A 22,531-nucleotide genomic window follows, 5' to 3' on the forward strand; every position below is an offset into this window, starting at 1 on the left:
GTTACTATTCGCAAAATCGAAACATTTGTCTATCTCGTTGAGTCGATCTCGGAGAAGCACTATTTGAAGATGCTGGTTGCGATTTATAACTGCCTATACATAAGAGATTGCTTCGGGCTCCAAGCAGAATGATCTCATTGAGACTTGTGCCTCACTACATAATTCAGGATGCTTGTCGGGCATGCATGTAGAACAAGGGAAATAAGCGCAATAGCTGTTGTAAACTCAAGAGATGAACAAAGGAATTAATTGCTGTTGCGTTTTGGAGCTCTGTCAAACCAGTTTCAAAGTGAAAGCTACTAATCGTTTCAGGATAATATATCTTATGTAAAGTAGTAATGATTGAGCAAATGGGGGCGCGAGCCCCCATTCTTGATCAGATGTTTTAGAGAACGTCAGCTCCGGTTGCCGCTCCCCAACCGTAGCCGATAATGAGACCCTCGTTCTCTGCATAGTACGAGCAGAGCCCGCCGCACGGCATGCAGGTGACTTGAGCCTCAGGCCACTTCTCGACGATCTTCGCGGCGAGCGCGCTCGCGCCGGCCTCGTTGTTCGAGTGGTCGATGAATACCGGGCCGCCAGCGTAGCCCTGGCCCTCCATGGTGGCGATGATCTTCGTGAAGATCTTCTTCTGGCTACGAGACGGACCGAGCACCTTGATGGTCCCCTCGTCGCTCGCGATACCGAGTATCCTGATGCTCAGCTTGTTCGCGAGAATGCCGGCCATCTTGGGCATACGCCCCGACTTGGTCAGATTCTCGTAGGTGCAAAGCGAGAACAGCACCGTCGAGGACAGCTCGACATCAGAGATATAGGCCGTGACCTCGTTGAACGTTGCTTCGGGATGAACCGATAGGTACCTATCGAGCAGATACACCAGTAGCTCGAGCTTGCCGCCCGCGGCACGCGAGTTGACGATGAAGATGTTGCGCGGGCCCTCCTCGAGCACGATCTCGCGGGCCATGACGGCGGCCTCGTAGCTTCCTGAGAGGTTCGCCGAGATGGTGATCGCGATCACATTGTCCGCGGTACGGAACCGCTCGGCCCACTCCCCGACGCTCGGGCACGCGCTCGACGTGGCGGATTCCTCGGCGGCGACGCGCCGGTTGAGCTCGTCCACATCGAGTTCTTCGTTATCGACGAACTCCTCGCCGCCCACGTTGATCTTGAGGGGCGCGAACAGATAGCTGGTATCGGGAGCTTGCGGCTGGTAGCCACGAAGGTTGCAGCTGGAATCGGCAACGATTGCCCAACTCATATCGGGGTCCTTTCGACCGGAGTACGTCTACCCCATTATAGAAGTATGGTTATATGAAATCATTGACAACATGGTTTAGCGAACAAGATGACATAGTTCTACAATCTATGAGTGTACGTATGCGATACCTCGTGATAGGTCGCGCTTGTAGTTCAGAGGAGCGTCCATGAGCACCAAGAAGACGGTCATCCCCATGTCCAGCAATGCTCCCGAGATCACGCAGGAGGATATCGCCCCCACGATACTGCCGGACGCTTACCTGCAGTCCGATCTCGCAAAGCAGCTCGCCGCGTTCAGGATGCCCCGCTATCAGGAGCTATCTTCCGTGGAGCTCTATCGCGACCAGGTCATCGGTACCGTCGAGAAGACGCTTCAACCCCTCGACGCATGCACTGAGGGAGAGTGGCTCACGCCCTCGATGGTGAACAATTACGTCAAGGCAGGGCTCATCGCCCCTCCGGTGAAGAAGCTCTACGGCCGCGAGCAGATAGCGCGTTTACTCGTTATCTGCGTGTTCAAGCAGGTGCTCTCGATCCACGCGACCTCGTCGCTCTTCCGCATCCAGCGCGTAACCTACACCGCCGAGATGGCGTACGACTACGTCGCCCGCGAGTTGGAGGGCGCCATACGGGGCGTATTCGGCGACGGGCCCTCCCCCGCTCCCGACTCCGCGACCATGGTGACCCGCGAGTCGCTGCTCGTGCGCAACGCAGTGATCGCCTTCGCCGCGAAGGCCTACCTCATGGGCTACCTCAAGTTCATCGGCTATGACGAGGAGCACGACGGCAAGCACGGCAAGTGATCGGCGCGATCTTTAGCCCGATATGAGCGACGGTGCCTCCGTACGAGCGGAGGCGCCGTCGCGTTCAGCGGCCGTTAGCGGGCGAAAGCTCTAGTACTCGATCTCCATGATCTCCTTGATGCCCAAGATATAGCACTTGAGCGAGAGCTTGAGCGCGTCTTCGGAGATGCCCTCGTCGTCACCGTGCATGGGGCCGACCCAATCGGGGTCCTTGCGCCACGGCATCTCGACACCGAAGGCGGCTCCGCGCTCGAACTCGCGGCAGTACGTGCCGCCGCCGAGCGTGTAGCAGGAGCGGTTCTCGCCGGTGAGGTCGTTGTAGACCTTGGTGAGGCGCTGGACTTCCTCGCCATTGGGGTCGATCCAGAACGGCACGGTGTCGTTATCGGTTTCGTAGGTGGCGCCGAACTTGGCAGCGGTGACCGTGAGGATCTCCTCGAGGCGTTCCTTGTTCATGGTCGTGGGATAGCGCGAGTCGCACGACTGGTGCAGCGTGCCGTCCTCGTCCTTCCAGCAGGTGCCGCCGATGATGGTGAGCGGCCCGAAGATCTCGTCCTCGGCCTTGACGCCCACGGCCTCGCCCGTGTAGTCATCGATGAGGGTCTTCTGGAGGTCCAGGAACCGGCGCTCGGAATCGGACACGAGGTCGTTGTCGAGCATGTAGTCGACGAGCATGCCGATGGCGTTCATCGTGCCCTCGGGCTTGGCGGCATGCCCGCCCTTGCCCTTGGCGGTGATGCGGACACAGCCGTCGCCCTCATCGGAGAGCGTGATGCCGTCGCGCGCGGGAAGCGCGGCCAGGTCGGCCTTCACGACGACGTGCGCATCCGAGGGGATGGCGTTCGGCGCCTCGCCGGCGTTCCAGGAGACGATCTTGCCGTCGGTGATGGGGCCGGAGGTGAAGATGCCCTCGTAGATGCCCTTCTCGCCTGCGGAGACCGGGAACTCGGCGTCAGGACTCAGGATGAACGCCGGCTGCTCGAAGTGCTCGTTGTAGTAGTACACGTCCTGGAAGCCGGTCTCCTCGTTGCACCCCAGGATAAGGCGGAGCGTATAGGGGAACTGGTAGCCCGCATCGTGCCAGTACTTCGCGGCGTAGGCGGAGACAACGAAGGGGCCCTTGTCATCGAGGGTGCCGCGGCCGATGAGGTAGCCCTCGCGGCGCGTCATCTTGTGCGGGTCCTGGGACCAGCCGGGGCCGCAGGGCACAGTGTCGAGATGCCCGATGATGGCGATCTTCTTCTCGTCGTTGTCGCCGACGTAGTCGGCGGTGCCGACGTAGCCCTCATGGTTCTCGGCCTTCATGCCCATGCGCTCGCACATGCTAAGACCGGCCTCGAGCGCCTCGGCGGGCCCGGGACCGTAGGGCTTGCCCTCGGTCGCGTGGTCGAGGTCCTCCTGGCTCGGGATGTTGACGAGCGTCTCGATGTCGGCGATGACATCCTCCCAGTGGTCCTCGACCCACTGGTCGATCTGCTCCAGGGTCTTCGCGTCTGCCATGGTGTTCCTTTCCTCGAAGGTGCACTTCCCTACTGGATAGTACTACCCAGTTTATGCAGAGGAAACCCGGGCTCATGCAGACGGCCATCCACGGTTGAAAACCGACCGTTTAGCGAACGTGATTAGTTTATTCAGGTAATCGTGGTCTACGCAGCGTGTTTGTCTATCTGCACGGGATAGGAATACAAAAATGGAGCCCATTTACCATGGGCTCCACAACGAACTACTATGCAGAAGATCAGATATTGCCGCCGCCGTAGGGGGTGCCGCATTCATAGACGCCACCGTAGCCGGCGGGTCGACCCTGGCGCCAGGCGCCGAAGACTTGGCCGTTGCCGACGTAGAACGCGACATGGCCGCTATAGAAGACGAGGTCACCGTACTGGAGCTCACTCACGTTCGTCGTCCAGCGCCCATGGCTCCTGATGTAGGAGGCCTGAGCGCCAGCGGTACGCGGCAAGTCGGTGACGCCGATCTGCCGGTAGGCCCAGTAGACAAGACCGGAGCAGTCAAACCCGGCAGACGGGCTCGAGCCGCCGTAGACGTAGGGCTTCCCCTCCTGGCCGAGAGCGTATGCGAGCGCGCTGCCCCCGACGTTCGAGGTGCCGGAGGAACCCTGGTTCTGGTTGTCGTCGGCGGGCTGCTGCGGCGTGGAGGGAGCGCTGGGGGTCTCCTCCTCTTCCTCCTCCTCGTGCTGCGCGTTGCCGTTCTCGACGATCTGGTCGCGCAGGGAGTTCTCGTCCTCGGCGTCCTCGGCGGACTGGATGCCCGCGGCGAGCGCGGCGTTCTGCGCGGCCTCGGCCTCAAGCTGCGCGCGCACCTCGGCGGAGAGCGAGTTCACGAGCGCCTGCGCCGAGCTCTGGTTGTCGGCTGCCGCGTCGACCTGGCCCTGCAGGTCGTCGATCATCTGCTGCTCGTCGGTCTGCTGTTCGATGAGCTGGTCCTGGAGCGTGCGGACGTCCTCGATCGCCTCGGCCTGGGCCTCGGAGACCTTGTCCATGTAGAAGACGCGCGAGATGAGGTCGTCGAAGTCGTTGGAACCCAGGATGACCTCGAGGATCTGGTCGCCGCCGTTCTTGTAGTCGTTGGCGACGTTCTCGGCGAGGATGGCCTGGGCCTGCTCGAGTTCGATCTGGGTCTCCTCGATCTCGCCCTTGGTCACCTCGAGGTCGTTGGACGCGTTCTGGAGCGCATCCTGGAGGCTCTGGTACTCCTGACCGAGCCGCTCGAGCTCAGCCTTGGCTTCGGCGAGCTCGGACTCGAGATCGGCATATGCGGGAACGGCCGGGACGGCCGCGAGAACGATCGAACCGGAAAGAGCTGCCACGAGCGAGAACCGTGCGCACGCGCGTCCGAATTCCCTGATCTGCATGGAAGAACCTCCAAACGGTCTGAACAAACAGTAGCCATTATAGACGCTCGGCCCTAACGCCCTGCCCCCGCGACGCCGATTCGGGCGAACCTTCAGAAGCCGTCCATCAGCCTTTCATAAGAAGGGCGGTCCCGGATGCCCGGAACCGCCCGAATGCGCATGGCTGTGCGGTGCGCTTACGCGACCTGGATAAGGCTGAAGACGTCGTGGTCACCCTGCGCGGCGAGCTTCTTGCGCGGCTCCAGGAACGCGAGCTCCATGATGCAGCCAAAGCCCACGAGCGTCGCGCCCATCTGCTCGACGAGCGAGCCCGTGGCGGCGATGGTGCCGCCGGTTGCGATGAGGTCGTCGATTACGATGACGCGGTCGCCGGGCTCGAGCGCATCGGCGTGGATCTCGAGCGTGTCGCTGCCGTACTCGAGGTCGTAGCTGATCGAGACGGTCTCGCGCGGGAGCTTGCCGGGCTTGCGGGCAGGGATGAAGCCGGCGCCGAGCTCCAGGGCGACCGGGACGCCCACCATGAAGCCGCGGGCCTCGGGCCCGATGACCTTGGTGATGCCCTGGCCGCGGAAATGCCCCGCGATGGTGTCGATGGCCGCGCGCATGGCATGTGCGTCGGCGAAGAGCGGCGTGATGTCCTTGAAGACCACACCCGGCTCCGGATAGTCCGGGATGTCGGCTATGTAAGAGCTGAAATCGATATCGGCCATAGGTCCCTCCCCTAGTTCCGGCCGGTCCTTCTGGTGGCTCGTCGCGCCGCAGCGGGCGCGTTGCCCGAGGGCTTCTGGGCGGGCTCGTCGTCCCCATCGCGGCGTGCGCGCTCGCGCTCTGCCTCGGCACGGGTGATCTCGTCGTCGATCGAGTCGACGTCGGCGTCCTTCACGACGGCGTTCAGCGACTCGAAGACGCGGTTCTTGAGAAGCGCCGTGTGCACGCCGTCGGTGAGGTCGTGCAGCTTGTTGAAGGCGCGCTCGAGCTTGGCGTTGCGGTCCTCGTCGCTGTCGTCCATGCCGAGCATGCCGACGAGCACCTGCTCGAACATGGTGGACTCGCGGTTCGCGGAGAGCGCGTACTGGCGGAGGTTGCGCGGCTCGATATGGAAGCGAGAGAGCTCGGAGCAGTAGCGGATGATCTCGAACTCGCTGCCGTCCACGAGCTCGCGGTTCTTGGGGCTCTTGATGATGTGGACGAGGTCGTTCTGGGCGAGCTGCCGCACGAACGAGATGCTCACGCCCAGAAGGTCCGGGATGTCCTCGAGCGGATGGAGCTTCTGCTTGGTCTCCTTGGGCTGCGTCTTCATGGGTACGTCGGAGAGCAGGCCAACCTCGTAGGCGAGCGTGCGCAGGTCGTCGGCGCCCTCCAGGCGCTGCTTGATGACGTTCAGCGGCATGTAGCGGGTCTTCTGCAGGTGCAGGATGACCTCGAGGCGCTCCACGTCATCCATCGAGTACTGACGATAGCCCTTGGGCGTGCGGTGGGGCGTGATGAGCCCCTCGTCCTCGAGGAAGCGGATCTTCGAGTTGGATAGATCGGGATACGTGCCGCGGAGAAGGTTGACGACCTGGCCGATACTCAGATAGCTGCGCTCGGCCAAGCTCACTCACCAGTCTCTATGCGCTCCGGCTGGCTCTCATGGTAGACGAGCGTGAACGTGCCGATCTGCACCGACGAGCCGTCGTGCAGGGGCGCTGAGTTGACGATGGCGCCGTCGACCCAGGTGCCGTTGAGCGAGCCGAGGTCCTCGATGACGACGTTGGCCCCGTCGCGCAGGATCTTGGCGTGCGCGCGCGAGACGGTCATGTCGTTCAGGAAGATCGTGTTCGCCGGGTCGCGGCCGATCGTGGTCTCGGCACCGTCGATCTGGAAGGTGTTGCCCGTCTGGGGCCCCTTGATGATCGAGAGCACCGGGTTGGAGATGCGCGCGCTCTTCATGAGGTCGGGCGCCGTCGCGTCATCGGACGGCATACGGAACACGCGCGTGGAATCGATCGTCGGGTCGGACATGGGAACCCCAATCAGTCATACGTAAAGGCAGCGCCCGGGGACGCTTCTGTGGCCTATTCTACCGCAGGAACGAAAAGCGTGCGTCTAGAGCGCCGCGGCATCGTCACAATCCACGATTTCGGGGTTGAGGAAGTCCTCATCCTCCTCCTCGGGATGCTCGATGGCCCGCTTGCCCGCCCGGTAGCCCTTGACCGTGTAGACGACCGCGGTGATGAGCGAGAACACTACGCCGAGGTACACGAGCAGGATCCCCATGGGCACCGTGCGGCCGTCGAGCCCCGGGAAGGGCTCGCAGACCTCGCCGAGCCAGCCCAGGCCGTGCATGGTGGGAAGGCCGAGCAGCATGAACGAGAACCCGGTCATGAGCAGCGCCGTGGCGGCCTTGCCGGTGAGCACGACGTCGATCGGCCGCTTGTGGTAGCGGCGCACGATGGAGTTGCCGATGGCGAGGTAGACGTCGCGGCAGATGATGACCACGCAGACCCACACGGGCAGCTCGGCGCGAGCGACGAGCCCGATCACGCCGGTGAAGAGCAGGGCGCGGTCGACCACCGGGTCCATCATCTTGCCGAGCCAGCTCACGGTGTGCGTACGGCGCGCGATCTGGCCGTCGAGCCAGTCGGTGCTCGCCGCGACGGCGTAGATGACGAGAGCGACATAGCGGTTGACGTCGGCGACGAACAGGTACAGGAAGACGAACGTCAGCACGAGGCGCAGGACCGTGATGAAGTTCGATATGGTGAAGATTTGGTTCGAGGGGTAATCGGGGGTGCCGATGAGGTCTTTGGTCACCCTCTTCTTACGTCTCACGATGCAAACCTACGCTTCCTAACGAGTACACGCACGTTCTGCATGATACCCATCATCGGGAAGTCTAGCCAACGGCCGGACCAGATATGAAAAAAGGCACCGGTGTAACCGGTGCCCAGGCTGCTCTGGTCGGGACGACTGGATTCGAACCAGCGACCCCTTGACCCCCAGTCAAGTGCGCTACCAAGCTGCGCCACGTCCCGAAGCAATGCCGTCTCATCTGACAGCAAAAGATACTTTACTCAACTCTTCCGCGTTGCGCAAGGCCCAATCTAGAAAAAGCTGACGTCCGCTGTCACGGCCGCGGTGACGGGGCCGCGGAGGGCCTTCGCGCGCAGCAGGATCTCGCGGGCGAGCTCGCCCTTGGTGAGCAGCGGCAGCTCCTCGACGCCTCCGGCGGTGACCCACCAGGCCTTGTCCGTGTCGCTCCCGAAGCCCGAGTCGGCGCGCGAGACGTCGTTCGCCACGATGGCGTCGCATCCCTTGCGCGCGAGCTTCGCCTGCGCGTAGGCCACGGCCTCGTCCGTCTCGGCGGCGAACCCCACCACGACGCGCTCCCCCTTCGCGGCCGCGAGGTCGGCGAGGATATCGGCGGTCTGGGTGAGCTCGAGCGTATCGAGGACATCGATGCCCTTCTTGAGCTTGCGCTCGGCGGGGTGCGCCGGCGTGTAGTCCGCGACAGCGGCGGCGCAGACGGCCATGGTCGCGCCCTCGAAGGCGGCGAGCGCGGCGTCGTGCATCTCGCGCGCCGTCTCGACGCGCACCACGGCCATGCCGGCGGGAGCGCTCGCCTCAACAGGGCCGAGCACGAGCGTGACCTCGGCACCCATGCGCCGGGCGGCACGCGCGAGCGCGCACCCCATCTTGCCTGAGGAGCGGTTGGCGATGTAGCGCACGCTGTCGATGGGCTCGTGGGTGGGACCCGCCGTGATGACGATATGCTCGCCCGTGAGCTCATCGGTCGACTCAAGCACGTCGAGCGCCCGGGCGGCGATGTCCTCCGGGTCCGCGAGGCGCCCCTCGGCGACGTCACCGCAGGCGAGGTAGCCCACGCCGGGGGCGACGACCTCGACGCCGCGGCGCACGAGCACGGCGAGGTTCTCCTGGGTGGCCGCCGCGCGCCACATGTTCACGTTCATCGCGGGCGCGACGAGGATGGGCGCCGTCGTGGCGAGGAGCGTCGTCGAGAGCAGGTCGTCGGCGATGCCGTGGGCCATCTTGGCGATGACGTTCGCCGTCGCGGGCGCCACGAGCACGATATCGGCCTCCTGCGCGAGCGAGATGTGGTGGATGGGGTCGCTCGGGTCGTCGAAGAGGCCCACCGCCACGGGCTCGTGCGTGAGCGCCCGGAACGTGAGCGGGTCGACGAAGTGCGTCGCGTGCTCGCTCATGAGCACCTTCACGCGCAGCCCCGCCTTCTGGAGGAGCCGCACGAGCTCGCAGGACTTGTACGCCGCGATGCAGCCCGTCACGCAGACGAGCGCCGTGCGGCTCGCGGTTGGCTCCCCCATCGTCAGTCCTCCTCGAGGATCAGGATGCGGTGGCAGTAGGGGCACTCGGTGATGGCGCCCGCGCCCTTGAGGTCGTTCATCGAGGACTCGGTGAGCGTCATGCGGCAGATCGAGGGGATCGAGCCCGCGAGCCGCTCGACCGCGAGGCCCTTGTGGCGCTCGAAGGCGCGCTCGTAGCGCTCCTTAAGATCTTGGGACAGCTCGGCCATGAGCTTCTGGCGCAGGCCCTCGCAGCGCTCGATATCGGCTTGGATGCCCGCGGCGTGGTCGCGCGCGGCCTGCGCGTCGGCGAGAATCGCCTTCTCGAGCCGCGCGATGAACGAGGTGCCCTTGGCCTCGCGCTCCGATACCTGGGCGAGCTCGGTCTGGTAGTCGTTGCGCTCGAAGGCGATCTTGTCGAGCTCCTTGGCGAGCTGCGAGAGCTCGTACTCGAGGTCCTGCACGTCGGCGTAGTCCTTCGCGGACGCGGCGTGCTCCTGCGCCGCCTCGATGTCCTTGAGGCAGAGCGACTCCTCCTCGTCGAGCTCGCCGAGGTAGGTCTCGAGGTCCTTACGGCGGCCCGTCACGCGGCGGAGCTCCTCCTTCGCCGCGGCGAGCGACTTGCGCTTCTGCGCGAGCGCCTTGATCTCGGGCAGGTCGGCGAGCTCGGAGCGGTGGCGCACGAGCTCAAGGTCGGTCTCCTGCAGTTTGAGCAGCATCTGTCCTTCGCCCATTCAGCGAACTCCTTCCATAGCGGTCCACCACGCACGGGGCGGATCGAATATCTCCACATCGGTCGCGGGGCCCGCAGCCGCGCGCACGGCGTCGGCGAGCACGCCGCAGAAGGGCCGCTCCGAGGCATCGTGGCCCAGGAGCACGACGCCCACGTCGCGCCCCGCGAGGTCCTGGCAGACATGATAGCCCGCCTCGCCGCATATGACGGCATCGGCGCCGGCGGCGCGCGCCTGCTCACCGAAACCCCCGAGCGAGCCGCCGAGCACGGCGAGGCGGCGGACGGGCATCCCGGGCTCGCCCCATACGCGCGGCTCGGTCGAGAAGGCCCGCGCGGAGGCCGCCGCAAGCTCGCCGAGGGTGGTCTCAAGCGGGGCGGAGAGCATGCCGTACCCGATGGCCTCGGCATCGTCCGGGCACTCGATCGAGCCCGTGGCGACGGTGCCGGTGAGGCGGGCCATGACCTCGCGTACCTCAAGCGATCGGTCGAGATTCGTGTGGAGGGAGATCACGCTCACGCCGTGCCTAACGGCGCTGAAGACCGCCTCGGAGGCGACGGGGTGCTCGCCCGCCGCGGGCACGAAGGCGCCTGGCGCCTTGAGGTAGACGGGATGGTGCGTGACGAGCACATTGGCGCCGGAGCGGGCCGTGGCCTCGATCGAGGCGGGCGTCACGTCGAGCGCGACGAGCACGCCCCGCACCTCGTCGGCGGGGTCGCCCACGGAAAGGCCCACATGGTCCCAGTCCTCGGCATGCTCGGCAGGAAAGCGCGCGAGCAGCGCGTCCAGAAGCTCGCGGACCGTCATGATTCCCTCCCCTCGACGAGCTCGATCAGTGCGCGCGCGAAGCGCTTGAGGTCGCCTGCGTCGACGCGGTCGTCGAAGGAGATGCGCAGCGACCCGCCCGCCTCGGCATCGGAGAGCCCCATGGCGGTGAGTACGTGGCTCGCCTTGGTGGAGCCGCTCGAGCAGGCGGAGCCGGCCGAGACGCAGAACCCCCGGCTGTCGAGCCTCAAAATGAGGTCCTCGGACTCCATCCCGTCGACGTAGACGGAGACGATCCCCGGCAGGCGCTCGACCGCGCCGGGGTCCCCCATCGTCGCATGGATGCGGCCGCAGGCGAGAAGCTCGCGGTAGAGCCCGTCTGCGAGCGCCTGGAGCCGCGCGCGCTCGCCCGCGACCCCGGGATGCAAGGCGCGCGCGACCGCGGCCTGCGCGAGGGCGCTGCGCACGTCCTGCGTGCCGGGGCGGCGGCCAGCCTCCTGCCCGCCCCCGTGCGAGACGGCGGCAAACGGCGTGCCCTGCCTGAGGTAGAGGGCGCTCGAGGCGACGGGCCCGCCGACCTTGTGGCCGGCGAGCGAGAGCGCGTCGACGCCGAGCTCGTCGACGTCGAAGGGGATGTGCAGATAGCCCTGGATGGCGTCGGTATGGAAGCAGGCGCCGGCCGCATGCGCAACGCGGGCTAGCTCGGGGAGGGGCTGCACGACCCCCGTCTCGTTATTGGCGAGCATGATGGAGACGAGTGCGACGTCGTCACCGAGCAGCGGCTCGAGCGCGGAGGGCAGGACTTTGCCCTGGCGGTCGGGCTTGACGGTATCGACGCTGAACCCGCGCCGCCTGAGCTCAGCCGCGTTGTCCAGGATCGAATCGTGCTCGATGGCGCTCACGACCACGCGGCAGCGCCCGTGGTCGCGCAGGCGCGCCCCCTCGGCGATGCCCAGAAGCGCGCGGACGTTAGCCTCGGTCCCGCCGGCGGTGAGCACCACCTCGTGCGGGCGCACGCGCCGACCGAGCGAGGCCGCGAGCGCGCGACGCGCCCCCTCGAGTTCGCGCGCGGCGCGGCGACCGAGCGAGTGCAGCGAGTTGGGGTTCGCGCCGGCGATGTCGGATGCGTCGTAGGCGGCCATGGCCCCGAGCGCCTCGGGACGAAGCGGCGTCGAGGCGGCGTAATCGAGGTTCACGGGCACCGGGGCGGCAGCCGTCATCGGTCGGCACCGGGATTCTTGGCGGCGCAGGCGAGCTCGCGCAGGCGCGCGATCTCGGCCGCGGGGTCGTCCGCGCCGAAGACCGCGGAGCCGGCCACGAAGGTGTCGGCCCCGAGCGAGGCGACGCGCTCGATGTTCTTGGCGGAGATGCCGCCGTCGACCTCGATGCTCGGGTGGGCGCCCACGCGCGCGCAGAGCTCCGTCAGGCGCTCGAGCTTCGCGTAGGTGCCCTCGATGAACGACTGCCCGCCGAAGCCCGGGTTCACGCTCATGACGAGCACCATGTCGAGCTCGGGCAGGATGTCCTCGAGGACCGAGACCGGGGTCGCGGGGTTGAGCACCGCACCCGCCTGGGCGCCGCGGTCCTTGATGTGCGTGACGGTGCGGTGGAGGTGCGTCGAGGCCTCGGCGTGCACGGTGATGACGTCCGCGCCCGCATCGAGGTACCAGTCGATGGTCTCGTCGGGGTTCGTGACCATCATGTGCACGTCGAGCGGCACGTCGCATACACGCTTGCAGGCGGCGACCACGCCGGCGCCGAACGTGAGGTTGCCGGTGAAGTGGCCGTCCATCACGTCGATGTGGATGAGGTCGGCGGTGGCGATGCGCTCGAGGTCGCGGGCGAGATGCGCCATGTCCGCGGAGAGGATGGAGGGTGCGATGCGCACGTCATGGGCCATGGGGCTACCTTTCTCTAGGCGGTCTCGATATCGAGGCCGTAGAACTCCTCGGTGGGGAACCGGTCGATGAGCATGTGGAGCGCCTCGTCCATCGAGGCGTCGCCGTAGAGGGCCGCCTCGAGCGCGAAGGTGATGGGCGCGTCGACCCCGAGCGAGCGGGCGAGCTGCGCGGTGCTTCTGGCCGCGACGGCGCCCTCGACGATCATGTGGGTGCGCGCCTGGTACTCGTCGAGGCTCTCGCCGTGCGCGAACGACAGGCCGAAGGTGCGGTTGCGCGAGTGCGGCGAGGTGCAGGTGGCGATGAGGTCGCCCATACCGGCGAGCCCCATGCACGTCATGGGCCGCCCGCCGCGCGCGTAGACGATGCGGCTGATCTCGGCCAGGCCGCGCGTCATGATGAGCGCGAGCGTGTTGTCGCCGTAGCCAACACCCGCCGCGATGCCGCAGACGATGGCGATGACGTTCTTCACGGCGCCGCAGGTCTCGATGCCGCACATGTCGTCTGAGGTGTAGATGCGGAAGCTCGGCGAGATGAGCAGGTCCTTGAAGAACTCGGCGACCGCCGGGTCGGCGGCGGCGATGACCGCGGCCGAGAGGCTGCCCTTGCAGATCTCCTCGGCGTGGTTGGGGCCCGAGAGCGCCGCGACGCGCTCCTCCCCGCCCAGCTCCTCGATCACCACATCGCTCATGAGCTTGCCGGTATCGGCCTCGATGCCCTTGGTGAGCGTGAGCACGGGAACGTGCGCGGGCACCTCGGACGCGGCCGCCCGCAGCGTCGAGCGGATGAAGGGGGACGGCACGACGACGATGATGCCGTCCGTGCCGGCGAGCGCTGCGGCGAAGTCGCCGGTGCAGGTGACGTTCTCGGGCAGCGTGTAGTAGGTGAGGTAGAGCGGGTTTCGGTGCTCGCGGTTGATGCCGTCGGGCACCGGCGCGTCATGCGACCAGAGCACCACCTCGTCCGCCTTGGCGGCGGCCACACCGGATATGGCGGTACCCCACGACCCGGCACCGATGACCGTGACCTTCATCTAGGCCTCCTTCTTGGACCCGAACGAGAGCTTGGACTCCGTGCCCGCGCGCAGCCGGCCGATGTTGGCGCGGTGCGCCCAGACCACCGACCAGCCGAGCAGCGCCCACACGGCGATGGCCGCGGGCGCGAGATGCGGGAACGCGACGAACACCGTCACCGGCACGACGGCCGCGGTGACGATGGAGCCCACCGAGACGTAGCGCGTGATGGCCACGAGCACGATGAAGATGGCGAGGTGCACGATGGCGAGCGGCCAGAAGAAGCCGAAGAGGATGCCCACGCCCGTGGCGATGCCCTTGCCACCGTGGAAGTGCAGGTAGGGCGAGAAGATGTGGCCGTAGAGGCACGCGAGCGCCACGAGGGCGACCATGAGGTCGACGGGGACCCCGGCGTCCCAGGAGCCGCCAAGCAGCACCTGCTTGGCCGCGACCATGCAGACCGTGCCCTTGAGCAGGTCGAACGCGAGCGTGATGGCCGCGACCTTGGGGCCCGCGACGCGCAGCGCGTTGGTGGTGCCGATGTTGCCCGAGCCCTCCTGCTGGAGGTCCTTGTGCGCGAAGCGCTTGGCGAGGATCTTGCCGAAGGGGATCCCGCAGATGAGGTACGAGACGAGCATGAGCCCGAGCTCGAGGTAGATGGCAGTGTCGAGGCCGTGTCCCATGCTACTCCCCTGCCTTCCCGTCGTTCTTGCGCTGGAACCTCAGGCGGATGGGCGTGCCGGCGAAATCGAACTTCTCGCGCATGCGGTTCTCGATGTAGCGGCGGTACGTGGGGTCCACCAGGTCGGGATGGTTCACGAAGAAGGTGAACGTGGGCGGGTTCACCCCCGTCTGGGTCACGTAGTGCATGCGCAGGCGCCGCTTGCCGTCGACGACCGTGTGGCCGAACTCGCGGAGCTCGGTGAGGAAGCGGTTCAGGGCCGACGTGGTGAACTTCTGGGAGCGGGCGGCGGCCGCCTTGTCGACGAGGCTCCAGATCTTCTCGACCGAGCGGCCGGTGAGCGCGGAGATGCGCAGGTACGGGGCCCACGGCGCGAGCGTCATGCGACGGTCGACGGTCTCCATGACCTGGGCGCGCCGCTCGTCGTCGGCGAGCAGGTCCCACTTGTTGAGCAGGATCACGAGCGCGCAGCCGCGCTCGATGGCGAGGTTCGCGACCTTCTGGTCCTGCTCGGTCATGCCGATGCTCGCGTCGACCACAAGCAGCGCCACGTCGGCGCGGTCGATGGCGCGCAGACCGCGGACCATTGAGTAGTACTCGACGTTCTCGTAGACGGTGCTCTTCTTGCGGATGCCCGCGGTGTCCACGAGCCGGTAGCGCTTGCCGCCGCGCTCCACGTAGGTGTCGATGGCGTCGCGCGTGGTGCCCGCCACGTCGGAGACGATGGAGCGGTCGGAGCCCAGGATCTTGTTGAAGAGCGACGACTTGCCGGCGTTGGGGCGCCCGATGATGGCCACGCCGAGCGCATCGGGGAACGGCTCCTCGTCCTCGCGCTCGGGCGGCAGCGCGGCGACGACCTCGTCGAGCAGGTCCCCGGTGCCGTGCCCGTGGTGGGCCGAGATGGGCCGCGGGTCGCCGATGCCGAGCGAGTAGAACTCCCAGAGGCGCTCCTCCTCGCGGTCGGGGTTGTCGAGCTTGTTCACGAGCAGGAAGATGGGCTTCTTCACGCGCTTGAGCATGCGCGCGACCGACTCGTCCTCCTCGGTGACGCCAACCGACCCGTCCACGACGAAGAGCACGACGTCCGCCTCCTCGGCGGCGGCGAGCGCCTGGTCGCGGATCGAGGCGGAGAAGACGTCCTCGCTCTTGAGCGGCTCGATGCCGCCCGTGTCGACGAGGATGAAGTCGCGGCCGTTCCAGTCCGCGTCATGGTACGAGCGGTCGCGCGTGACGCCGCGGCTCTCGTGCACGATGGCGTCCTGGGTGCGCGCGAGGCGGTTCACAAGCGTCGACTTGCCGACGTTCGGCCTGCCTACGACGGCTACGATGGGTTTCATAGAGGCTCCTTGAGCAGATGGGCTATACGGTTGTGGCGGCCAGACCGCGCTCGATGGCGTCCGCGAGCTCGCGCGGCGTCGTGGGGGCGACCCACGCCTGCGCACCCCTGCGGCTAAGCTCGGCCAGAAGCTCATCTTGATGATAACCGTCGAGCGTGAGGCCGTCGGCGTTGAACATGACGTCCGGCACAAAGAGCATAACCCCGGAGAGGTCCTCCGGGAGCTGCTCCAGAAGGTCGCATCCGCAGATGAGGCCGGTCACGTCGACGTTGCCGCCGAAGTAGCGGTTCTCGATGGCCTCGGCGCGGCCGGGAAGGCCCGCGAGCTCGATGAGGCGCGCGACGGTCGCGCGGGCTGCCGCACCCGTGACGACGAGCAGGCTGAGCTTCCGGGCCGCGAGCGCGCGGGAGAGGCCCTGCAGCCGCACGGCGTCCCCGGCGACGAGCGCATCCGTCTCGTCGAGGTAGCTCCGCACCATGCCGATGCCGTCGTAGTACTGCGGGTAGCCGTCGTAGAGCTCAGCTGTCGGCACCTCGACGCCCGCATCGAGGTAGAACTCGTCGCCGAGCTGGATGACGGTCCTCCCCCGCTCCAAGCGCATGCGCTCCTGGAAGGGCCGCACCTGCTCGATGACGGCGCGTGCCGCCGCGGGGTCGTCCGAGAACGACGAGGCGAAGCGCTTCTGGAACCGCGTGTAGCCGAGCGGCACGATCCCGAGGCTCGTCACCGCGGGGCGCTCGGCGCACCAGGCGAGGGTGCGGTCGAGCTCGGCGCCGTCGTTCTCGCCGGGCAGGAGCACGATCTGCGCGTGGATCTCGATCCCCTCATCGATCAGGCGCTCAAGGACCTCCATGCCCCGCGCGGCGTTGCGCCCCATGAGGCGGCGGCGCACCTCGGGCGTGACGGCGTGGAGCGACACGTTCATGGGACTCAGCCGGCACGTGACGATGCGCTCGACCTCGGCGTCCGAGAGGTTGGTGAGGGTCACGAAGTTGCCCTGCAGAAAGCTCAGGCGGTAGTCGTCGTCGCGGATGTAGAGCGTACGGCGCATGCGAGGCGGCAGCATGTGCATGAAGCAGAACGTGCAGGCGTTCACGCAGGTGCGCATGCCGTCGAAGACGGCGCCCTCGAAGGTGAGGCCCCAGTCCTCGCCCGGCAGGCGCTCGAGCGTGCAGCTCTCGCAGGCGCCGTCTGTGGGGTCATGCACCTCGAGCTCCACCTCATCGTCCGAGGCCTCCCAGAGCCAGGTCACCATGTCGGCGAGGGGCTCGCCGTTCACGCGCGCGATGCGCATGCCCGGCTCGATTCCCGCGTCATAGGCCGGGGAGCCCTCGCGCACCGCGGTGACGAGCGCCCCTCCCGCGTCCTCGGGCGCGCGCGTGGGCGCGTAGTCGGCGCGACCCTGCGCGTAGGGCGCTTGTGGAGCAGCCGCGCTCATGGCCTGAGCTCCCCGATGCGCGCGAGCGCGCGCTCGATATGGCTCTGGGGCGTGGAGGCGCCCGCCGTGATCCCGCAGAGGCCCACGCCGTCGAACCAGGCGGCGTCGAGCTCCGCCGCGTCCTCGATGTGGTGGGTGTTCGCGCAGCGGGCGCGGCAGATCTCGGCCAGACGGCGGGTGTTGCCGGAGTTCTTGCCGCCGATGACGAGCATGCAGCCCGCGCGCTCGGCGAGCTCGGCAGCAGCGCGCTGCCGCTCGCTCGTGGCCTCGCAGATGGTGTTCACGAGCTTGAGCTCCTGCACGCGGCGGGAGAGCGCGGACACGACCGCGGCCAGACGGTCGGCGGTCTGGGTGGTCTGCACCACGACGCCCACGCGCTTGGCGAGCTCGATGCCGTCGAGGTCGGAAGCGTCGCCCACGACCCAGGCCTCGCCGCCCGCGTGGCCCAGGATGCCCTCGACCTCGGGGTGACCGGCCTCGCCCACGACGATGAGCTGATAGCCCTCCTCGATGAGGCGGGCGGCCGCGTGATGGACCTTCTTCACGTACGGGCAGGTGGCGTCGACGACCTCGAGGCCGCGCGCGCGGGCGCCCTCGATCACCTGGGGCACGACGCCGTGCGTGCGCACGATGAGCGTGCCCTCCTGTACATCCTCCAGCCGCTCGGCGAGGCCCACGCTCGCGCCGGCGAGCTCGTCGACCACGAGCGGGTTGTGGATGAGCGGCCCCAGCGTGTGCACCGGGCCCTGTGCCCCCTCGGCGGTGGCGGCGGCCAGCTTGAGCGCGCGCTCCACGCCGTAGCAGGCGCCAGCGTGCTCGGCGACGACGACCTTCATGGACATGCGATCACCTTCTGCCCGGGTGCTCGGCGCGCAGCTCGTCGCGGACGGCGTACATGCGGCGGATGGCCTCGTCCTCGAACCACTGCATGCGGTCGCGGCGCGAGAGGCCCTCGGGCGCATCGGCGAGCGAGAGCCGCTCCCCCACCCGCATCCACGTCTTCATGGGCCGCATGAGGTGCTTGCCGGCGGGCGTGATGTCGCGGAAGCCGCACACGGCCATGGGGGCGATATCCGCCTTGGCCATCTGGGCGATGAGGGCGAAGCCGCCGTGGACCTCGACCGGCTGGTCGTCCGTGCGGATGCGCGTGCCCTCGGGGTAGATGAGCACGTCCTCGCCGCGCTGGAGCGCGTGCTGGGCGCGGCGGAGCGCCTTCATGTCGGCGGTGCCGCGGTCGACGGGGATGCCGCCCACGCGCCCGAAGAACCACTTCACGATAGGGTTCCTGTTGAACTCCGACTTCATGATGGGCCGGACGCGTCGCCCTGTGCGCACGATGTGCGGCACGAGCGCCACCACCTCGGCCATCGAGGTGTGGTTGCAGATGATGACCGTGCCGGTCTTGCCGGGCGCGATGAGGGCCTCGGCGTTCTCGACCTTCCAGCGCCACATGAGCTTGGTGAACGCGTAGAGGATCGCGATCACGACATAGTAGAAGACGCGCAGCGCCACCGGGTAGTCGCGCATGCCGTTGTCGTAGTAGTCCTCGATGCCGTAGCGAAAGAGCTTCATCGCGCGCGCCTCCCATCGATGAGCTGGGCGATCTTCTGCACGACCTCGTCGATCGTGTAGGCGGTGCTGTCGATCACGACGGCGTCTGGGGCAGCCGCGAGCGGCGCCACGTCGCGCGAGGAGTCGAGCTCGTCGCGGCGCTCGAGCGCCTTAAGCGTGCGGGCGACCTCGTCCTCGAGGTCCTTTGCCGCCACGTCCTCCCCCGCATGGCGCTGGAGCACGCGGCGCCGGGCGCGCTCCCGCGGGTCGGCGGTGAGGAAGACCTTGACCTCGGCCGCGGGGAACACCACGGTGCCGATGTCGCGGCCCTCGGCCACGACGTCGTGGTCGTCGGCCGCGGTGCGCTGGTGCGCGAGGAGCGCGCGGCGCACGCCCGGGTAGGCCGAGACCTTCGACACGGTCGCGTCGACCGCCGGCGTGCGGATCTCGCGGGTGACGTCCTCGCCGTCGACGGCGATGCGCTGGCCGCAGTCGGCGTCGGCCGTGAAGGTGATGACGATATGGCGCGCGAGCTCGCTCACCGCCTCCTCGTCATCGAGGTCGACGTGGCGCGCGCCGGCCGTGAAGGCGACGGCGCGATACATTGCGCCCGTGTCGAGCTTCTGGAAGCCGAAGCGGCGCGCGACCTCGCGGGCGATGGTCGACTTGCCGGAGCCGGCGGGTCCGTCGATGGCTATGATCATGAACGCGTTCCTTTCCGAATTGCGTCGTCAGAGCGGGTGGGGCTCACGGTACGGGCGGCTCCCCCGTCGCCGCCGACCGCGCGCCGCATGGCGTCGAGCTCAGCTGCGGTGAGCGCGCGCCATGAGCCGGCGCCGACGCCCGTAAGGGCAAGCGGCCCGAAGGTGGGCCGGTGCAGCGCGAGGACCGGGTGGTGGATGGCGCCGAGCATGCGCTTCACCTGGTTCTTGCGGCCCTCGTGGATGGTCACCTCGACCAAAGTCGCGCCGCGACGGCACCCGAAGGGGCAGACGGAGCCGCGCGGCGGAGCGTCGAGGATCCGGCAGCGCGCCGGCTGGCACGGCCCGTCGTCGAGCACGATGCCCGCGCGCAGCGGCTCGAGCTCGGCGTCGCGCACCGTGCCGTCCACAAGCGCTAGGTAGGTCTTGTCGATATGGCGCGAGGGGTGCAGGAGCGCCTGCCCCAGGTCGCCGTCGGTGGTGAAGAGCAGAAGCCCCGTCGTGTCCATGTCGAGCCGCCCCACCGGGAAGAGCCCCGGGTAGCGCTCGGTGGGCACGAGCTCGGCGACGGTGGGCCGGCCGTGCGGGTCGCTCATCGTGGTGAGGTAGCCCGCCGGCTTGTTGAGCATGAGGTAGGCGGCCTCGCCGGGCCACGCCACGCGCGCGCCGTCGACCTCCACCACGTCGCGGTTCACATCGACCTTGAAGCCCAGCTCGCGTGCGACCTCGCCGTTCACGCGCACGCGCCCGGCCGTCATGAGGCTCTCCGAGCCACGGCGGCTCGCCACGCCGGCGCGCGCCAGGAAGCGCTGCAGGCGCATGGTGTGCGGCCACGCGCCCCCGTCCATGTCGCGGCTCGCGTCAGTCATCGAATTCCTCATCCGTCGCGTTGCCCACGATCATGAGGTCGTCGTCCTCGTCGTAGGCATCGTCTATGAGCTCGCGCTCCTCCTCGAGGTCCTGCTCGGTCTCCTCGAGAGTGGACTGGATGCTCCTGCCCGAGAGGCGCTCGCGTATGAACTGGCGCGCCTGCTCGTCGGGGGCGAACTGCTCGAGGTCGGGCAGGTCGCGGGTGGAGCGCAGGCCGAACTTCTCCAGGAAGGCGTTGGTGGTGCCGTAGAGGATGGCCTGGCCGCGCTCGGCGTCGCGGCCCACCTCGCGGACGAGTCCCTTGTCGACGAGCGACGAGATGACGCCGTCGGAGTTGACACCGCGGATGCCCTTCACGGCCTCGCGCGTCACCGGCTGGTGGTAGGCGATCACGGCGAGCGTCTCGAGCGCCGCCTGCGAGAGCTTCTGGGTGTCCCACGAGAGCACGAAGGCCTCGACCTGGTCGTGGTAGGCGGGATGCGTGAAGAGGCGCCAGCCGCCGGCGACCTCGCGCAGCTGGAAGCCGCGCTCGGCCTCCTCGTACTCGACCTTGAGCTCGGCCAGAAGCGAGGCGCACTCGCCGGGCGTGATGTCGATGGCCTGCGCCAGCGCGCTCGCGCTCACCGGGTCGCTCGACACGAGGAGCAGGGCCTCGAGCGCCGCCTTGGGCGAGAGCGGGTTCAGCTTGTCCAGGTCCCTCATCGAGGGCCTCCCTTGCACGTGGCGACGGATGCGAAAGCGGGGGTCATCACAGCTCGACCTCCTCGATGGCGAGGGCATCGCCGGGATGGTAGGCAGGAGCCCCCTCAACGCGGTCGATCGTGATCTCGCCGAAGTTCTCGTCCTGGGCGAGCTTGACCGAGCCGCGCTTGGCGAGCTCCAGGATGGCGAGGAACGTCGCGACGAGCTGCTCGGTCGTGGCACCCTCGTCGAGGAGCTCGCGGAAGGTGGTATGCGCCCGCGCCATGGTGAAGCGGTCGACCGAGGCCACCGTGAGCTCGAGCGGCAGGCGCTTGGGCGCCACGTGCTCCGCCTCGAGCAGGAACGTCTCGCGCCTGCTGTCCAGGTCGGCGCAGATCACGGCGAGCCCGCGCAGCGTGATGCCGGCAAGGTAGTCGGGCATGAGGCCCAGAAACTCGGGGTCCGGCCCCGCGACGCGCGGGTGCATGCGCCGCGTCGCGTCCATGCGGGCGCCGAGCGCCGCGGCGGCGCCCTTGAACTGCTTGTAGGCTATGAGCCGCTGGATGAGGACCTCGCGGAGCGCGTCGCCGTCGAGCCCGTCGAACTCGTCGTCGGCGTCCTCGTCGTCATCGGCGGCACGGTGCCCGTCATCGGGCACGAGCGATGCGGCCTTGATGTCGAGGAGCGTCGCCGCGACGAGCAGGAAGTCGCTCGCCACGTCGAGGTCGAGCGCCTCGATGCGCTCCACCTCCTCGAGGTACTGCTCGGTGACCTCCGAGATGGAGATGGCGCCGATATCGACCTTCTGGCGCGACACCAGCTGGAGCAGCAGGTCGAACGGACCGGAATAGACCTGCGTGGTGACCCGGTACGACATGCCCCTCCCTTGCGTGCGCTCGCCCTGGCGCCGGTCGGCGCCCCAACTGGTTTAGTTTAGCGTATCGGTCGCTAGAGTACGAAGGAGAGCATCCAGTTGGCGAGCGGATACACGGTGAAATCGAAATAGACCCCTATGAGGTTGATCCCCGTGAAGGACGGCAGCAGGTAGAGCACGACGATGAGGATGGGCATCGCGTACGCCTGGATGCGCCGGTAGGCGCGGAGCGCCTCGCCCTTGAGGAAGGGCACGATGATGGTCGAGCCGTCGAGCGGCGGCAAGGGGATGAGGTTGAAGAAGGCGAGGGAGAGGTTGGTCACGAGCGCCGTGATGAGGAAGCCCGAGAGCGCGTAGGCGACCTCGAGCGGGAGCGCGCCCGCGATGACGGCGGCGCGCAGCGCCCCGTAGAGGGCGGCGAAGACCGCGGCGAGGAGCACGTTCGAGACGGGGCCGGCGAGCGCCACGAGCACCTCGTCGCGCTCGGGGTGCTTGAGGTTGCCCAGATAGACCGGCACCGGCTTGGCGTAGGCGAAGACCGGTCCGCCGGCGAGCATGAGCAGAAGCGGCAGGAGCACCGTGCCGAAGGGGTCGATGTGGTTCAGGGGGTTCAGCGAGAAGCGCCCCCGCGAGCGCGCCGTGGGGTCGCCGAGCGCGTAGGCAGCGAGCGCATGGGCGCTCTCGTGCACGACGATACCCAAGATCACCGCGACGGCGGAGAGGAGAAGCGAGATGATGCGGTCCATGGCGCCCC

24 protein-coding genes and 1 tRNA gene are annotated in these 22,531 nt (G+C 67.5%); 1 reads left to right on the forward strand and 24 read right to left on the reverse strand.

Going from position 1 to position 22,531, the window contains the following annotated elements; translation table 11 throughout:
* Positions 1 to 385 precede the first annotated feature (385 nt).
* The gene (locus FS885_RS00270) at positions 386 to 1,258 is read right to left on the reverse strand and encodes a DegV family protein (protein WP_144742962.1); all 873 of its coding nucleotides are present in this window, start codon (positions 1,256 to 1,258) and stop codon (positions 386 to 388) included.
* A 166-nt stretch (positions 1,259 to 1,424) separates the two neighbouring features.
* On the opposite strand from FS885_RS00270, the gene FS885_RS00275 reads away from it, so the two are divergent.
* Positions 1,425 to 2,060 carry a DUF1836 domain-containing protein gene (locus tag FS885_RS00275; protein WP_246060658.1) on the forward strand — a complete coding sequence of 212 codons (636 nt, stop codon included), beginning with the start codon at positions 1,425 to 1,427 and terminating at the stop codon, positions 2,058 to 2,060.
* A gap of 90 nt (positions 2,061 to 2,150) precedes the next feature.
* Here FS885_RS00275 and FS885_RS00280 read toward each other — a convergent pair whose 3' ends face one another.
* The 23 genes from FS885_RS00280 to FS885_RS00390 form a co-directional block, all read right to left on the reverse strand.
* On the reverse strand, positions 2,151 to 3,560 hold the full coding sequence (locus FS885_RS00280) for a Sapep family Mn(2+)-dependent dipeptidase (RefSeq protein WP_144742963.1): 1,410 nt from the start codon (positions 3,558 to 3,560) through the stop codon (positions 2,151 to 2,153).
* Positions 3,561 to 3,798: 238 nt separating this feature from the next.
* Entirely contained in the window at positions 3,799 to 4,932 is a 1,134-nt protein-coding gene (locus tag FS885_RS00285) for a C40 family peptidase (RefSeq protein WP_144742964.1), read from the reverse strand.
* A 176-nt stretch (positions 4,933 to 5,108) separates the two neighbouring features.
* Positions 5,109 to 5,642, reverse strand: a complete 534-nt coding sequence (locus FS885_RS00290; protein WP_144742965.1) for an adenine phosphoribosyltransferase — start codon at positions 5,640 to 5,642, stop codon at positions 5,109 to 5,111.
* An 11-nt stretch (positions 5,643 to 5,653) separates the two neighbouring features.
* Positions 5,654 to 6,526 (reverse strand): transcriptional regulator FtsR, encoded by an 873-nt coding sequence (gene ftsR / locus FS885_RS00295; protein ID WP_144743211.1) that lies wholly within the window; start codon positions 6,524 to 6,526, stop codon positions 5,654 to 5,656.
* A gap of 2 nt (positions 6,527 to 6,528) precedes the next feature.
* Complete coding sequence (locus tag FS885_RS00300) at positions 6,529 to 6,936, reverse strand: FHA domain-containing protein (RefSeq protein WP_144742966.1); 408 nt, start codon at positions 6,934 to 6,936, stop codon at positions 6,529 to 6,531.
* Positions 6,937 to 7,020: 84 nt separating this feature from the next.
* On the reverse strand, positions 7,021 to 7,746 hold the full coding sequence (locus tag FS885_RS00305) for a CDP-alcohol phosphatidyltransferase family protein (RefSeq protein WP_144742967.1): 726 nt from the start codon (positions 7,744 to 7,746) through the stop codon (positions 7,021 to 7,023).
* A 126-nt stretch (positions 7,747 to 7,872) separates the two neighbouring features.
* Positions 7,873 to 7,949, reverse strand: a tRNA-Pro gene (locus FS885_RS00310).
* Positions 7,950 to 8,018: 69 nt separating this feature from the next.
* A complete protein-coding gene (coaBC, locus tag FS885_RS00315; protein WP_144742968.1) occupies positions 8,019 to 9,257 on the reverse strand; it encodes a bifunctional phosphopantothenoylcysteine decarboxylase/phosphopantothenate--cysteine ligase CoaBC in 1,239 nt (412 codons plus the stop codon).
* A 2-nt stretch (positions 9,258 to 9,259) separates the two neighbouring features.
* A complete protein-coding gene (locus tag FS885_RS00320) occupies positions 9,260 to 9,970 on the reverse strand; it encodes a zinc ribbon domain-containing protein (protein ID WP_144742969.1) in 711 nt (236 codons plus the stop codon).
* Positions 9,971 to 10,774, reverse strand: coding sequence for a Nif3-like dinuclear metal center hexameric protein (locus FS885_RS00325; RefSeq protein ID WP_144742970.1), 804 nt, complete (start codon positions 10,772 to 10,774; stop codon positions 9,971 to 9,973).
* Positions 10,771 to 11,952: a cysteine desulfurase family protein gene (locus FS885_RS00330; protein ID WP_144742971.1), complete on the reverse strand. Its 1,182-nt coding sequence runs from the start codon at positions 11,950 to 11,952 to the stop codon at positions 10,771 to 10,773. Before FS885_RS00330 ends, FS885_RS00325 begins: the two co-directional genes overlap by 4 nt.
* Positions 11,949 to 12,632: a ribulose-phosphate 3-epimerase gene (gene rpe / locus FS885_RS00335; RefSeq protein ID WP_144742972.1), complete on the reverse strand. Its 684-nt coding sequence runs from the start codon at positions 12,630 to 12,632 to the stop codon at positions 11,949 to 11,951. The genes FS885_RS00330 and rpe overlap by 4 nt, the downstream gene beginning before the upstream one ends.
* Before the next feature lie 14 nt (positions 12,633 to 12,646).
* Positions 12,647 to 13,663 carry an NAD(P)H-dependent glycerol-3-phosphate dehydrogenase gene (locus tag FS885_RS00340; protein ID WP_144742973.1) on the reverse strand — a complete coding sequence of 339 codons (1,017 nt, stop codon included), beginning with the start codon at positions 13,661 to 13,663 and terminating at the stop codon, positions 12,647 to 12,649.
* Positions 13,664 to 14,326: a glycerol-3-phosphate 1-O-acyltransferase PlsY gene (plsY, locus tag FS885_RS00345; RefSeq protein ID WP_144742974.1), complete on the reverse strand. Its 663-nt coding sequence runs from the start codon at positions 14,324 to 14,326 to the stop codon at positions 13,664 to 13,666.
* 1 nt (position 14,327) lies between these two features.
* Entirely contained in the window at positions 14,328 to 15,662 is a 1,335-nt protein-coding gene (der, locus tag FS885_RS00350) for a ribosome biogenesis GTPase Der (protein WP_144742975.1), read from the reverse strand.
* Positions 15,663 to 15,684: 22 nt separating this feature from the next.
* A complete protein-coding gene (locus tag FS885_RS00355) occupies positions 15,685 to 17,100 on the reverse strand; it encodes a DUF512 domain-containing protein (RefSeq protein ID WP_144742976.1) in 1,416 nt (471 codons plus the stop codon).
* Entirely contained in the window at positions 17,097 to 17,942 is an 846-nt protein-coding gene (gene ispH / locus FS885_RS00360; RefSeq protein ID WP_144742977.1) for a 4-hydroxy-3-methylbut-2-enyl diphosphate reductase, read from the reverse strand. The genes FS885_RS00355 and ispH overlap by 4 nt, the downstream gene beginning before the upstream one ends.
* A 4-nt stretch (positions 17,943 to 17,946) precedes the next feature.
* Positions 17,947 to 18,672: a lysophospholipid acyltransferase family protein gene (locus FS885_RS00365; RefSeq protein WP_144742978.1), complete on the reverse strand. Its 726-nt coding sequence runs from the start codon at positions 18,670 to 18,672 to the stop codon at positions 17,947 to 17,949.
* Positions 18,669 to 19,355 (reverse strand): (d)CMP kinase, encoded by a 687-nt coding sequence (gene cmk / locus FS885_RS00370; protein WP_144742979.1) that lies wholly within the window; start codon positions 19,353 to 19,355, stop codon positions 18,669 to 18,671. Before cmk ends, FS885_RS00365 begins: the two co-directional genes overlap by 4 nt.
* Positions 19,352 to 20,221, reverse strand: a complete 870-nt coding sequence (locus FS885_RS00375; protein WP_246060660.1) for a pseudouridine synthase — start codon at positions 20,219 to 20,221, stop codon at positions 19,352 to 19,354. Before FS885_RS00375 ends, cmk begins: the two co-directional genes overlap by 4 nt.
* Positions 20,214 to 20,924: an SMC-Scp complex subunit ScpB gene (gene scpB / locus FS885_RS00380; protein WP_144742981.1), complete on the reverse strand. Its 711-nt coding sequence runs from the start codon at positions 20,922 to 20,924 to the stop codon at positions 20,214 to 20,216. The genes FS885_RS00375 and scpB overlap by 8 nt, the downstream gene beginning before the upstream one ends.
* Before the next feature lie 46 nt (positions 20,925 to 20,970).
* Positions 20,971 to 21,780, reverse strand: coding sequence for a segregation and condensation protein A (locus FS885_RS00385; RefSeq protein ID WP_144742982.1), 810 nt, complete (start codon positions 21,778 to 21,780; stop codon positions 20,971 to 20,973).
* Positions 21,781 to 21,851: 71 nt separating this feature from the next.
* Positions 21,852 to 22,523, reverse strand: coding sequence for a site-2 protease family protein (locus FS885_RS00390; protein WP_144742983.1), 672 nt, complete (start codon positions 22,521 to 22,523; stop codon positions 21,852 to 21,854).
* Between the last annotated feature and the right edge of the window lie 8 nt (positions 22,524 to 22,531).

Origin of the sequence: Enorma burkinafasonensis, from assembly GCF_902150035.1 — a bacterium.
GTDB classification, from domain to species: domain Bacteria; phylum Actinomycetota; class Coriobacteriia; order Coriobacteriales; family Coriobacteriaceae; genus Enorma; species Enorma burkinafasonensis.

Bases quoted from the DNA above. Each gene is read 5' to 3' on its own strand.
- FS885_RS00340 (WP_144742973.1), bottom strand. From the start codon at position 13,663: ATGAAGGTCACGGTCATCGGTGCCGGGTCGTGGGGTACCGCCATATCC.
- FS885_RS00330 (WP_144742971.1), bottom strand. From the start codon at position 11,952: ATGACGGCTGCCGCCCCGGTGCCCGTGAACCTCGATTACGCCGCCTCG.
- FS885_RS00275 (WP_246060658.1), top strand. From the start codon at position 1,425: ATGAGCACCAAGAAGACGGTCATCCCCATGTCCAGCAATGCTCCCGAG.
- scpB (WP_144742981.1), bottom strand. From the start codon at position 20,924: ATGAGGGACCTGGACAAGCTGAACCCGCTCTCGCCCAAGGCGGCGCTC.
- FS885_RS00290 (WP_144742965.1), bottom strand. From the start codon at position 5,642: ATGGCCGATATCGATTTCAGCTCTTACATAGCCGACATCCCGGACTAT.
- coaBC (WP_144742968.1), bottom strand. From the start codon at position 9,257: ATGGGGGAGCCAACCGCGAGCCGCACGGCGCTCGTCTGCGTGACGGGC.
- der (WP_144742975.1), bottom strand. From the start codon at position 15,662: ATGAAACCCATCGTAGCCGTCGTAGGCAGGCCGAACGTCGGCAAGTCG.
- FS885_RS00385 (WP_144742982.1), bottom strand. From the start codon at position 21,780: ATGTCGTACCGGGTCACCACGCAGGTCTATTCCGGTCCGTTCGACCTG.
- FS885_RS00365 (WP_144742978.1), bottom strand. From the start codon at position 18,672: ATGAAGCTCTTTCGCTACGGCATCGAGGACTACTACGACAACGGCATG.
- FS885_RS00270 (WP_144742962.1), bottom strand. From the start codon at position 1,258: ATGAGTTGGGCAATCGTTGCCGATTCCAGCTGCAACCTTCGTGGCTAC.
- FS885_RS00320 (WP_144742969.1), bottom strand. From the start codon at position 9,970: ATGGGCGAAGGACAGATGCTGCTCAAACTGCAGGAGACCGACCTTGAG.
- FS885_RS00285 (WP_144742964.1), bottom strand. From the start codon at position 4,932: ATGCAGATCAGGGAATTCGGACGCGCGTGCGCACGGTTCTCGCTCGTG.
- ispH (WP_144742977.1), bottom strand. From the start codon at position 17,942: ATGTCCATGAAGGTCGTCGTCGCCGAGCACGCTGGCGCCTGCTACGGC.
- FS885_RS00300 (WP_144742966.1), bottom strand. From the start codon at position 6,936: ATGTCCGACCCGACGATCGATTCCACGCGCGTGTTCCGTATGCCGTCC.
- plsY (WP_144742974.1), bottom strand. From the start codon at position 14,326: ATGGGACACGGCCTCGACACTGCCATCTACCTCGAGCTCGGGCTCATG.
- FS885_RS00390 (WP_144742983.1), bottom strand. From the start codon at position 22,523: ATGGACCGCATCATCTCGCTTCTCCTCTCCGCCGTCGCGGTGATCTTG.
- FS885_RS00355 (WP_144742976.1), bottom strand. From the start codon at position 17,100: ATGAGCGCGGCTGCTCCACAAGCGCCCTACGCGCAGGGTCGCGCCGAC.
- cmk (WP_144742979.1), bottom strand. From the start codon at position 19,355: ATGATCATAGCCATCGACGGACCCGCCGGCTCCGGCAAGTCGACCATC.
- FS885_RS00280 (WP_144742963.1), bottom strand. From the start codon at position 3,560: ATGGCAGACGCGAAGACCCTGGAGCAGATCGACCAGTGGGTCGAGGAC.
- FS885_RS00325 (WP_144742970.1), bottom strand. From the start codon at position 10,774: ATGACGGTCCGCGAGCTTCTGGACGCGCTGCTCGCGCGCTTTCCTGCC.
- FS885_RS00375 (WP_246060660.1), bottom strand. From the start codon at position 20,221: ATGACTGACGCGAGCCGCGACATGGACGGGGGCGCGTGGCCGCACACC.
- rpe (WP_144742972.1), bottom strand. From the start codon at position 12,632: ATGGCCCATGACGTGCGCATCGCACCCTCCATCCTCTCCGCGGACATG.